Origin of the sequence: Streptomyces sp. P1-3 (genome assembly GCF_050613155.1) — a bacterium.
In the GTDB taxonomy this organism is placed as follows: Bacteria; Actinomycetota; Actinomycetes; order Streptomycetales; family Streptomycetaceae; genus Streptomyces.
In genome coordinates, this window is the sequence record NZ_CP192512.1 from 6553276 (window position 1) to 6565007 (window position 11732).

Consider the following 11732-nt stretch of genomic DNA (forward strand, 5'->3'; position numbering starts at 1 on the left):
AGGAGTTAACGGAATTCCCCGGACGTGTTGCCCGCACACGCCCCATCCTTGATCCGCACAGCACAGGTGCACAACCGAGCAGGAGGTGCGAATGATCGTCCTCGGTCTCATCGGCCGCCCGGACGTACCCGGCTGCCATGACGGGGCGGCCTGCCTGGCCGTCGACGGGAAGGTGGTCGGCGCGCTGGAGCAGGAGCGGATCAGCCGGCGCCGGCATGCCCAGGGCGAGGGCCCCGAGGGCGCCGCGCGGGCGCTGCTGGACGCCTTCGGCGTGCATCCCGGGGAGATCCAGGCGATCGGCTTCGCCTGGGCCGACGCGCCGCCCGACACCCCCGTGACCGAGGCCCCGGGCATCCCCTGCGGGGTCCACGTCAGTTCCGCGCTGACCGACACGATCCTGCCCACGCTCGCGCCCGAGCTGGGCACGCGGGACATCACGTTCTTCGACCACCACCTGTGCCACGCGGCCGGCGCCTACTTCCTCAACCCGTACGAGCGTGCCGACATCCTGGTCGCCGACGGCTGGGGCGGCGACGGTTCGACATCCCTCTTCCACGTGGACCGGGGACACTTCCGGCTGCTGGAGCGGTATGACAAGCGCTGGTCGCTCGGCATGTTCTACGGCGCCGCGGCGGCGTACGCGAAGCTCGGCTGGTGGGGCGCGGGCAAGTTCATGGGACTCAGCTCCTACGGCCGTACCAGCGACATGCGGTTCATGAGGTTCGACGAGGGGATCGGGGACTTCAGCCTCGACGGGCGGCTGCGCGGGGCCGTGACGGGCGGGCTGAGCTGGGACAAGCTGGGCAAGCAGTGGATGGCGGCGTTCGAGGAGAACGTCTTCCCCTACACCAAGTCGTCGGCGAACGCCTTCGACTACGCGCCGTTCGCCGCCGACGCCCAGCTGACCATCGAGGAGGCCGGCCTGGCGCTCGCGGCCCGCGCCCGCCGGCTCTCCGGAGAGGACACGCTGCTGCTGTCCGGCGGGGTCGCCCTCAACGCACACATGAACCGCCGTATCGCCCTGGAAAGCGGCTACGCGCGGGTGTCCGGGACGGTCGCGCCCAACGACGGCGGGACGGTCTTCGGCGCCGCCATGCTCGCCGAGGCCCTGTACGGCACCACCCCGCCACCGCTGCCCGCCGAGGAGGGGCAGCCGGTCTTCTTCGGACCGCCGGTCACGGTTCCCGCCATCGAGGAGGCCCTGGAGGCGGGCGGTCTGGACGCGGTCGCGCTGGACCGGGACCGGCTGCTGGCGGAGGTCGCCTCGTCGATCGCGCAGGGCGAAGTCGTCGCCTGGTTCGACGGACCCAACGAGTTCGGGCCGCGTGCGCTCGGCGCCCGCAGTCTGCTCGCCTCGCCCCGGCACCGCACGACCCTGGACCGGCTCAACCGTGTCAAGGGCCGCGAGCCGTGGCGGCCGGCCGCGCTCTCGCTGACCGGGGCGGGCTTCACGGCGCTGGGTATGGAGCCGCCGGTCGCGGGCCTGAGCGACTACATGCTGAACATGCACCTGGTCGGCCGCGAGCACATCGAGCAGGCGCCCGCCGGTGTCCATGTGGACCGCACCACGCGCGGACAGTACGTGCCCGACTCCGCCTCCGGATTCGGGGCGCTGATCGCGGCGGTCGGCGAGGAGACCGGGCTGCCCGCCGTCATCAACACCTCGCTCAACATCAAGGGGCAGCCCATGGTGCTCACCCCGGAGCAGGGCGTCGAGCTGATGGCCGAGAGCCCGGACATCGACCTGATGGTGATGCCGCCGTACGTGGTCCGGCGGTCGTGAGGGACGCTCTCACGCTCCTGGACGGGCTGCGGGCTCACGGCAACGACTACTCGGCGGTGGAGCGGGCCTTCGGCGACCGTACGGGGCTGGAGCTGACCGGTGCCGGTACCGGTGCCCTCGACGAGGTCCGGGAGCCGGTCTCGGTCGTCGTCGCCACCTACGACGGGAGGCGGGCCCTCGCGGGCGCCCTGGCCGGTCTTCAGGAGCAGACCTACCGCGGCTTCGAGGTCGTGGTGGTGGACGACGGCTCCGATCCGCCGGTGGAGCGGACCGTACGGGAGGCCGCGCTGACGGTTCCGGTCACGCTGGTGCGCTGTCACGCCAACCGGGGCGCCGCCACCGCCCGCAACATCGGCCTGCTGATGGCGGAGGGCAGCACGGTGGTCTTCCTCGACGACGACATGAGGGCACCGCCGCACACGACGGGGCTGCTGGCGGTGCGCCAGCAGCACACGGACGGCTGCCTGTTCACCGGCTTCCGGGAGAACACCGGGCCGGAGACCTTCTTCGGCCCCCAGCCGCGCGCCGCGCGCATCGAGCGGGACTGGCGGTGGAGCAGCGACCGGGGCGGGGACCGGCATCTGCTGCTCACCGCCGACCGGAGTGTCCCGTATCCGGACCGCCTCTCCTACCAACTGGTGCGGGAGAGCCGATTCTTCAAGGAGTTCGGACACTGCAGAGCGATCGGCTTCTGGGACCTGCCCGGCATGGTCGTCGGGCACAGCGTGTGCGTGAAGCGCGCGGACGCCCTCGCGGCGGGCGGTTTCCCCGAGGAACACTTCCGGGGCTGGGGCGCGGAGGATCTGGCCTTCGGCGCGGTGATGGCGGCGCGCGGGCACAGCGTCGTACCGGCGCTGGACTGGGTCTCCTTCCATCTGCGGCACGCTGGGCGGCACGAACCGCGAGCCGCCCAGCGCGCCTCGCTGGAGCGGAACTTCGCCCGCTACCTGGAGTTTTTGCGGTTGCCGCTCGACGCGCTGCGGCCGCCCAGGCACCGGGTCCGGCGCCTGGGCGGCCCCGGTGCGGGAGGCATCAGCCGCTACGAAGCGCTGTGAACAGGTGCGTAGACCTCTGGGTAGTCGAAGGCCGCCAGTACCTCACCCGCGACCTCGGCGAAGGCGGCGAGACGGGCGGGTTCCCAGGCCGGGTGGTGGCTGAGCGGGTCGAAGGACTCAGGGCGGGCGACGGGCTCCCAGTGCACCTCGCGTGCGCCGCCGCGCGCCACGGAGGAGCCGCGCACGGGGAGGGAGGCGACTCCGGCGTAGTCGTACGCCTCCGGGTCCGCGCCCAGGGCGGCGAACACCCGGCGCAGCTCGCGCTCGGTGCCGGTGACCAGATCCTCGTAGCGCAGCAGCAGGCGGGCCGGGCTCTCCCCGGACTCTTCCGGCTGCCGGCCGTCGGCCAGGAAGTCGAGGATCTGGCGGCCGCCGTCGGCCCAGCGCCGGGCCGTCTCCTCGTCGGTGTTGCCGAAGGTGAGCCGTGTCGACTCCGCGACGGCCCGGCCGTCGCGGACCAGCAGGATCACCGGGGAGCGCGGGAACAGCAGGGGCGCGAGGTGGACGTTGGCCGGGGTCGGGGTCTTGAGCAGCACGAAGCGGGTCGTGGCCCCTTCCACCAGGAAGGACTCGATGCCGGCGCCGACCGCCCGGACGAAGCGGTCGGCCTCCGCCTTTCCCATGTCCCACCACTCGCGCCACAGGCCGGTGACCGAGGAGGTGAAGTCGGTGAGCGGACCGGCGTGGTCCAGCAGGTAGTCCTCCCAGATTGGGGGCCGCTTCTCGATGTCCGGGTGCCGGCACAACAGGTCGTACAGGAAGTTGGTGCCGCTGCGCTTGGTGATGCCGAGCAGGAACAGCGGTGTGGGGGCCGTGTCAGACATGGGCCGCCGCCCTCGCGTCGGCCACGTCCTGGGCGATCATCGCCTCCACGCCGGTGGCGAGGCGCCGCGTGTACAGGGCGCTGTTGGACTCCCGCTCGGGCGTCCCGGCGTACGGATAGGGGTGTTCGAAGTGCAGGCAGCTGATCCCCTCCGCGTCGGTCGCCCAGGCCATGCGCACCAGGACCTGGGAGGCGACCTTCACGTACAGGTCGTCGTCCTCGCAGCCCCAGCCGAAGTAGCGGCGGCAGTAGCCGCCGACCTCCTCGAACACCCGGCGGTCCAGGAGCATCGCGCCCCAGTGGAAGGGCGCCCGCCAGTCGCGCTTGTCGGCCGCGGCGGGGTTGAGGTCGGGCGGCGGGAACATGATGGGCACCTCGGTGACGATGCCGCAGTGCTGCATCCGCTTGGCGGTGATGACCTCGCCCGGGTACGGGCGCAGGGTGCCGTCGGGACCGGGCGTCACGAAGCAGTACGGCCGTGGCGCGGGCGCCGGGACGAGGTCGACGACCGGCCCGCTGAGGGGGCCCGGCAGGCGGTGCATCCACGGCTGGGCGAAGGCGCCCTCGCCCGCCAGTTCCAGACAGCGGCGCAGGTAGCCTCGGCCGAGCGGAGCCACGTCGGAGTCGGAGAGGTAGAGCATCCGGCCGCGGGCGGCCGCCACGCCCCTGTTGCGCAGCAGCCCGGGTGCCGTGAGCTCCGGATCGGCGGTGACGATCCGGGCGCCGCCGGTGCCGTCCAGGTTCAGGTCACCCGCGGTGGCCAGCACCACCTCGCACGGTACGTCCTGGGCGAGCCACGCCTCGGCCACCGTGCCGATGCTGACCCGCCCCCGGTGATCCCCGTACAGCGGGATCACCACGCTCACTTCGATCCCGGTTCCGGTCTCGTTTCCGTCAGTCATATTCCGCACGATAAGAGGCGCGCGGGGGGCCGGAGAATCCCGTCGGGTAATTCTCTGCTGGTTTCCGGCCATGCCCGGCGCGGGCGCAGCGGCGGCGCATCCGTCGAAATAAATTCGAAACGAGCTATCTGCGTTCGAGTGCAGAGAGGGAAGAAGACGTGCTGATTCTCGCGGTGAATCCAGCGCACGACGGTGCGATCGCCATCGTGCGTGACCGGAAACTGCTGTATTCGCTGGAGGCGGAAAAGGACTCGGGGAAGCGGAACGCGCCGGCCGGAATCGGCACCGTGCTGCGGGCCGCGGAGCTGACTGGGGAACTGCCCGACGTGGTAGCCGTCGGCGGCTGGCGCCGCGAGGGCCCCGTGGCGCACCGCCGCGTCGGCGCCGGTTACCGCGGGGCGCACGCGGTCGAGCAGCGGCCCTGGCGCTTCTTCGGCAAAGAGGTGCGCTACTTCTCCTCGTCGCACGAGCGCTCGCACCTCATGACGGCGCTGGGTCTGGCGCCCCGTACCGACGCCGAACTGCGCAGCGTCCTGGTGTGGGAGGGGACGACCGGGGCGCTCTACCTGGTCGACCGTGACTGCCGGGTCGTCCGCCACGTGCCCGTGCTCGGCGAACCCGGCGCCCGGTTCGCGTTCCTGTTCGCGCTGGCCGACCCGTCGTTCAAGGAACGGCCGGCCCCGAGGCTGGGCGACGCGGGCAAGCTGATGGCACTCGCCGCCTACGCCGACCCCGGAGACGCCGACGCCGAGATCACCCACGTCGTCGACCGGATCCTCGCCCTGCCCACGACCTACCCAGCGCCGAAGGATGACTTCCGGGACACCGTGCTGCACGACGCGGGCGTCGAGGCGCCCCAGACCAAGGCCGCGGCGGCGCTGCTCAGCCAACGCCTGTTCGGGATGTTCGCGGACTCGGCGCGCGCCAACCTGCCCGCCGGCACCCCGCTGCACATCTCGGGCGGCTGCGGCCTGAACTGCGACTGGAACAGCATGTGGGCCGAACTCGGCCACTTCTCATCGGTGTTCGTACCCCCCGTGGCCAACGACTCCGGCTCCGCCATCGGCACGGCGATCGATGCCCTCGCCCACCTCACCGGCGACCCGCATCTCGACTGGAACGTGTACAGCGGCCTGGAGTTCGTGCACGACGCCCAGCCCTCGGCCGCCCGCTGGCAGCGCTCCCGACTCGACCACGCCGAACTGGCCCGCGACCTCGGCGAGGGAGCGGTCGTCGCGTGGGTGCAGGGCCGCTGGGAGATCGGCCCGCGCGCGCTCGGCCACCGCTCCCTGCTCGCCGAGCCGTTCCAGGAGAGCACTCGCGACCGCCTCAACACCATCAAGGCAAGGGAGAGTTACCGCCCCATCGCCCCCTGCTGCCGCGTCGAGGACACCGACACGCTCTTCCACGGCGGCTTCGAGGACCCGTACATGCTCTACTTCCGCAAGGTGCGCTCCGACAGCCTGCGCGCCGTCACCCACGTCGACGGCTCAGCCCGCGTACAGACCGTGAGCCCGGACACCAACGCCCCGCTGCACGGGCTCCTCACGGCCTTCGCCGATCGCCATGGCGCGGGCGTGCTGTGCAACACCTCCCTCAATTTCAACGGACACGGCTTCATCAACCACTTCTCCGACCTGACGCGGTACTGCGAGAAACGGGGTGTGGACATCATGGCGGTGGGCGACCAGTGCTACCGACGCCGGTGAGGGCCGGACGGCTCCGGGTGGCTCTCACCGTAAGGGAGTTCGCGCCTGACCAGGACCAGGTCAGCCGCTACGTCCACCACGCGGGGCGGGAGCTGGTGCGCGCCGGGCAGCAGGTCCATCTGCTGTCCCCACAGGGTGACTTCGAGGCGGCAGAGAAGTGCGGGATGGATGTCGTCCCGCTGCCCCCGCCGCCCGCGGGGCAGGCGTTCCTCACCCCCGCGCACGCCCACGCCGACCAGGTGTACGCGGCGCTGCGCGCACTGCACGAGCACACCCCGCTGGACGCCGTGGAGTTCCCCGAGCGCGACGGCGAGGGACTCACCACGATCCGCGCGAAACGGTTGCTCGGCGAGTTCCGCGACACCGCGCTCACCGTCCGCCTGCACGCACCCGCCACGCTCCTCGCCCCGCACCTTGAGGAACACCCCGGGGACACGGACCGGGCGATGGCCGCCCACGCGGAGGAGTACTGCGTGCGCCACGCCGATCTGCTGCTGATGCCCTCCGGCCGGGTCGCCGGGTACGCACGCGAGCGCAACGGCCGTGTCCTCGCGGCCCCTTACCCGGTGCCGCCGGCCGACCCGGTGCCGCCGGCCGACCCGGCATCCCGAGCCGCCCGTCACGTCGTGTGCGCGGGCCCGCTCGACCCGCTCGGCGGGGCGGACGTGTTCGTCCAGGCGGCCGTACGACTCGCCCGTGCCGAACCTGACGTGACCTTCACCCTGTTCGGACCGCGCACCGCCCACCGCCGCCTGGGCCTGTCACACGCCGACCACCTCGCCCGGCGGATCCCCACCGACCTGCGGGGGCGCATCGGGTTCCTCGACCCGGCGGACACGCCCGACCGCGCGGCCGTCTGGGCCTCCGCCCACCTCTGCGTCGTCCCCGCCCGCTGGGACAACTGCCCCTACGAGGCCCTGGAAGCGATGGCAAACGGCGTCCCCGTCGTCTGCACGGAGGGCGGCGGTACGGCGGAGCTGGTGACCGACGGAAGGTCCGGGTTCGTCGTACCGCCCGGCGATCCGGAGGCGCTGGCCGATGTGCTGGCGAAGCTCCTCGGGCCGGGATCCTCGTACGATGACGACCGCACCGCCCTGTCCCGGCAGGCGCGAGCCGCCGCACGGAACTACGCCGCCCCGGCCGCCGAACGGCTGATCGCCGGATACCGAACGGCCCGCCGCCCACCTGCACCCGTACGGACCGCTGCCCCGGTCTCCGTCATCATCGCCGTCCACAACAAGGGCCGTTGGCTACCCGAGACGCTCGCCTCCGTCCGCGCGCAGACCCATCCCGCCGTAGAGATCGTGGTCGTCAACGACGGCTCCACCGACCCCGCGACCGTCGCCGCCTTCCACGCCCTCCCCGACGACGTGGTCAAGGTCGACAAGACGAACGGCGGCCCGGGATCCGCGTACAACGCGGGGTTCGCCGCGGCCGGCGGGGAGTTCCTGCTGCCGCTCGACGGCGACGACCTTCTGCACCCGGACTGCGTGGCGATCCTGGCCGCAGTCCTGCGCCGGGCGCCCGAACTCGCCTACGCCACCTGCTACGTACGCCACTTCGGCCTGCTGGACGTCATCGACGCTCCGCTTGGGATCGTCCCCGCCCTGACGCCGTTCCTGAACACCGCGGGCAAACGGACCCGGCTGCTGCGGCGCACGGCCGTGGACGCCGTGGGCGGCTACGACGAGGAACTGCCCACGCTCGACGACTGGGAGCTGCTCGTGCGGCTGGCCCGCGCCGGGTACGAGGGCGACGTCGTGCCGCGCGCACTGTTCTCGTACCGGCGCCATGCCGAGTCGCTGACGTTCGCGTCCCCCGCGCCGATGTTCCACGACGAGTACCAGTACATCCTCGCCAAGCATGCCGACCTGCTGACCGAGCAGGGTTCCGCCGCCTGTCACCACCTGCTGCACCTGTGGAAGAACCGCGTCGAACCGAGCCTGGCCGGCCGCTGGCGCCGGGCAGCGGAGGAGGAGCGTCATGCCTGAGATGAGCATCGCGCCCGAGGTGAGCATCGCGCCCGAGGTGAGCGTCGCGCCTGAGGTGAGCGTCGTGATCCCGCTCTACGGCGACCATCGCGGCCGTGAGAGCCTGGCCGCCGTCGCCGGGGCGTGGCGGGCGCAGGGGGTGCCCTGCGAAGTGGTCGTCGCGGTCGCGGGGGACATCGCGCCGGACCTCGCTGGCGTGCGGGTGGTGCGCGCGGACCCGGGGATCCGGGCCGCGGGTGTCCTCCGCAACATCGCCGCCGGGCACGCCCGCGCACCCGTCCTGTGCCTGACCGACGCCGACGTGGTCCCGCTCGGCCGCGACTATCTGCGTCGAGGTCTGGAGCTCGCGGGCGAGGGCGCCTTCGCCCAGCCGTGGATGTACCGGCTGCCGGGCGGCGCCGGGGCGCTTCCCGGTGCCGTGGAACCTGTGGACCTGCGGGTGACGGCACCACCCTTGCGGACCTGTTACGTCACCCCCGCGCCCGGCCCCGAACTGGTCCCGCACCCCGATGAGCGCCTGGAGTGGCAGGACCTGGGGAAGGACGCCCTGCTCGCCCCGACGCCGATGGTGTGGCCACCGCGCACGGCATACGACCCCGGCCTGCCGGAACCACTTCAGCGCCAGGCGCCCTTCCACTGGGGACAACTCCTCGTTCCCGCACACCGGTTCGCGGAAGTGGGCGGATACTGCCGGGCCTACACCGGCTGGGGCTGCGAGGACGACGATCTGTTGGTGAAACTAGCTTCGCGCACCTCGCTGGTCCGCGCCTGGCAGACCACGGCCGCCGTGACGTGTCTGCACCTGGAGCATCCGCGCCACTACGTGGCCCACCCCGAGCCCCTGGCCAACCGGACCCGCTACAAGCAGCGCCTGGCGGCAGGCCCGGCGGCGATGATCGAGGAGGACCACGCCGTCGGGTGAACCACCGCGAGGCTCAGTTCCGCACCTCGTACGTCTCCACGCCCCCGACGGCCCTGCCGGTGGGCCGTAACCAGTGCGACGGGAGCTGCCGCCGGCCGAGCGGCTCCCCGATGTACGACAGGTACCGGGCGAAGTTCCGCCGCAGGCTCTCGCGTTCGGCGGCCCGGCCGCCGGCGTGTCGCCCTTCCTGACGCAGGTGCAGGGACACCCAGTCCAGGGCCGGCACCACGTAGTGCCCGCGCGCCGCGAGCACCGCGCCGAAGGCCAGGTCCTCCGCGCCCCACCCCCTGAAGTACTCCTCGGCGAAACCGCCGGCGGCGACGGCGTCCGCGCGTTTCAGGCATACGCTGTGCCCGGACATGAGCCCCGGCAGATCCCAGAACTCGAAGACACGACCGTGCCCGAGTGCCTTGAAATAGTCGGTGTCGCGCACGGTGGAGAATTCACTCCGGTGCACGCGGGGCGCGTTCTGGTCGGCAGCGAGGAACAGGTATTCACCGGGGCCACGCCTGCTGTGACAGCGCCAGTCCCGTTCGGTACGTGGGGGTTTCGGATCATCGGCGAAGAAGCGCTCGGCGGAAACGTCCTCGCGGAATCCCACGAACACGCAGCCGGCCGCATGGGTCTGCCGCAGCGCGAGCGAGCCGGTCATGGTGGGCGGCGGCCGCATGTCGTCGTCGAGGAACACGACACTGTCCCCGTCGGCCACCGTGAGGCCCAGGTTCCGCGCGGTCGCCACCCCCCGATTGCGCCTGCTCCGCACCAGTGTGACCGGCACCGACAGCGCCGCCGCACGGACGAGCGGCTCGACGGGCCGGTCCGACCCGTCGTCGACGATGACCACCTCGAAGCCGCGGTGGCGCTGCCGCTCCAACGCCGCCAGAAGCAACGGCAGGGTGTTCCCTCCGTTGTACGTGCAGACCACGACGGACAGTCTCTCGGCGATTCCTGTGAAAGCGGCGGGTGATCCCCCGAGCCCGCCGTCTCCGTTCGCCCCTCCGACGGTGAGATCGCACAGTTCTTTCCTGACTGCTCGGGCGAAATTCCGCTCGATGTTCGAATAATCATTCCCGACTTTCCGCATGGATTCACGAATGGACGGGTTCAACGCGCTTCCCATTCATTCAGTGGGCCACAGAGCCGCAGGCCGGGCCAGAGAGTTTCTCGTCAACCCCGGCGCCGGGCGGGCATGCCCTCCCGGCGCCTGACGCCCGGACCCCGAACGGCGGCGGCAACGGCAGCCAGGCTGGGGACGACGGAGGCGCGGACGGTGGTGGTGCCGGTAGCTCTTCACGCGCCGGAGGCGATCAGCGCGGTACGTCGACGCCGTGGCGGCACGAGCGGGCCGTCTTCCCTCCGGTGCCTCCCGCGCCGCCACCGGAGGGACGGGCAGGGCGCTCACCGAACTGGCCTCCGTGCCAGGGGCAGCGGTGATCGACCTCGTAAGCAGACGACTCACCCGTGAACCAACCCCGAACTGGCGCGGGTCCCTCTTTGACGGTGACGCCGTCGCCGGTCTCGACGACGGCCGAATGCCGACCCGGCGCGCAGCACTGCCCCTCCAGGGGTGCGCAAGTGTGCTCCCGGCCGAGCGGCTGGGCTCGGAGGCCGGGTGATGGCCGGCAGCCCCAGGCGGTCAGGTCGAGCGGCCCGGCCAGGGCGGTGGCGACGAAGTGCACCACCCTGCCCGGGCTTGTCGTCGGTGATCCGGGCCTGCAGACGTAGCAGCAGGGTGAACGCAGGGCAGGCCGGTGCCATCGGCCACCAGGTCCGCCGTGGGGCGGAGCTCGGGGGCAGATTCGGCGGGCTCCCTCAGCGTGGGTGATCTGGTCATCGGCCTCGGCGCCAGGCGCTGCCCCCATCGTCGTCATCGGCAACGCGGGCGACTCGGCGACCTCCGTCGAAGGCGTGCGGAAGATGGCCGACAAACTCGGAGAAGTGGTCCTGATCGACGGCACCCTCATCCCCACCCAGCGCCGCCTTGGACGCGAGAACCGCAAGAACTACTCCGGCAAGCACCGCACCCACGGCCTCCACTTCCTCACCTTGACCGACGAGAAGGGCCAGCTGATCTGGATATCTGCCGCCCGGCCCGGCCGCACCCACGACAACACTTCCGCCCGCCGCGACCACATCCTGGCCCACCTGCGCGCCGCCGGTCTCGGAGCCCTCGCGGACCTTGGCTTCCGTGGCCTGGACAACGACGTACGCGATCCCCTGGTCGTCACCGGCTTCACAGCCACCCGCGCTCACAAGCTCACCCCTGGCCAGAAGACTGTCAACCGCGTCCTCGCCGTCGGACGTGCACCGGTCGAGCACGGCTTCGCCCACATCAAGAACTGGCGGACCCTCACCAAGCTCCGCACCGACCCCGCCCGCGCCACCCACCTCCTACGCGGCCTGCTCGTCCTGACGAACCTCGAGGTCAACCGTTGAAAAGCTGGTTGTTCACGGGCGCCGGACAGCACCCCACCGGCGGCACCGTCGACAGGCGAGGGGAGACTTCCTTGGCGCTGCGGACGCTCCGGCCTGTTCGCACCGCAGAGC

The 11732-nt window shown here is 71.7% G+C and carries 9 protein-coding genes; 6 read left to right on the plus strand and 3 right to left on the minus strand.

Going from position 1 to position 11732, the window contains the following annotated elements:
* Positions 1-91: 91 nt before the first annotated feature.
* Entirely contained in the window at positions 92-1783 is a 1692-nt protein-coding gene (locus tag ACQUSR_RS28050) for a carbamoyltransferase C-terminal domain-containing protein (RefSeq protein ID WP_431045386.1), read from the plus strand.
* Positions 1780-2838, plus strand: a complete 1059-nt coding sequence (locus tag ACQUSR_RS28055; RefSeq protein WP_431045387.1) for a glycosyltransferase family 2 protein — start codon at positions 1780-1782, stop codon at positions 2836-2838. The genes ACQUSR_RS28050 and ACQUSR_RS28055 overlap by 4 nt, the downstream gene beginning before the upstream one ends.
* On the opposite strand, the gene ACQUSR_RS28060 is transcribed toward ACQUSR_RS28055, so the two are convergent.
* Positions 2823-3662 carry a sulfotransferase family protein gene (locus tag ACQUSR_RS28060; protein ID WP_431045388.1) on the minus strand — a complete coding sequence of 280 codons (840 nt, stop codon included), beginning with the start codon at positions 3660-3662 and terminating at the stop codon, positions 2823-2825. The two genes, ACQUSR_RS28055 and ACQUSR_RS28060, sit on opposite strands and share 16 nt — an antisense overlap.
* Complete coding sequence (locus ACQUSR_RS28065; RefSeq protein WP_431045389.1) at positions 3655-4563, minus strand: galactosyltransferase-related protein; 909 nt, start codon at positions 4561-4563, stop codon at positions 3655-3657. Before ACQUSR_RS28065 ends, ACQUSR_RS28060 begins: the two co-directional genes overlap by 8 nt.
* A gap of 158 nt (positions 4564-4721) precedes the next feature.
* Here ACQUSR_RS28065 and ACQUSR_RS28070 point away from each other — a divergent pair, with 158 nt between their 5' ends.
* Genes ACQUSR_RS28070 through ACQUSR_RS28080 form a run of 3 tightly spaced genes read left to right on the plus strand, consistent with a single transcriptional unit; the run spans position 4722 to position 9185 of the window.
* Positions 4722-6272, plus strand: coding sequence for a carbamoyltransferase C-terminal domain-containing protein (locus ACQUSR_RS28070; RefSeq protein WP_431045390.1), 1551 nt, complete (start codon positions 4722-4724; stop codon positions 6270-6272).
* A 17-nt stretch (positions 6273-6289) separates the two neighbouring features.
* Positions 6290-8263, plus strand: a complete 1974-nt coding sequence (locus ACQUSR_RS28075) for a glycosyltransferase (protein WP_431045391.1) — start codon at positions 6290-6292, stop codon at positions 8261-8263.
* Complete coding sequence (locus ACQUSR_RS28080) at positions 8256-9185, plus strand: glycosyltransferase family 2 protein (RefSeq protein ID WP_431045392.1); 930 nt, start codon at positions 8256-8258, stop codon at positions 9183-9185. The genes ACQUSR_RS28075 and ACQUSR_RS28080 overlap by 8 nt, the downstream gene beginning before the upstream one ends.
* A gap of 13 nt (positions 9186-9198) precedes the next feature.
* Here ACQUSR_RS28080 and ACQUSR_RS28085 read toward each other — a convergent pair whose 3' ends face one another.
* Positions 9199-10305, minus strand: a complete 1107-nt coding sequence (locus ACQUSR_RS28085) for a glycosyltransferase family A protein (protein WP_431045393.1) — start codon at positions 10303-10305, stop codon at positions 9199-9201.
* A 701-nt stretch (positions 10306-11006) separates the two neighbouring features.
* Here ACQUSR_RS28085 and ACQUSR_RS28090 point away from each other — a divergent pair.
* Positions 11007-11621 (plus strand): transposase family protein, encoded by a 615-nt coding sequence (locus ACQUSR_RS28090; RefSeq protein ID WP_431045394.1) that lies wholly within the window; start codon positions 11007-11009, stop codon positions 11619-11621.
* Positions 11622-11732 lie beyond the last annotated feature (111 nt).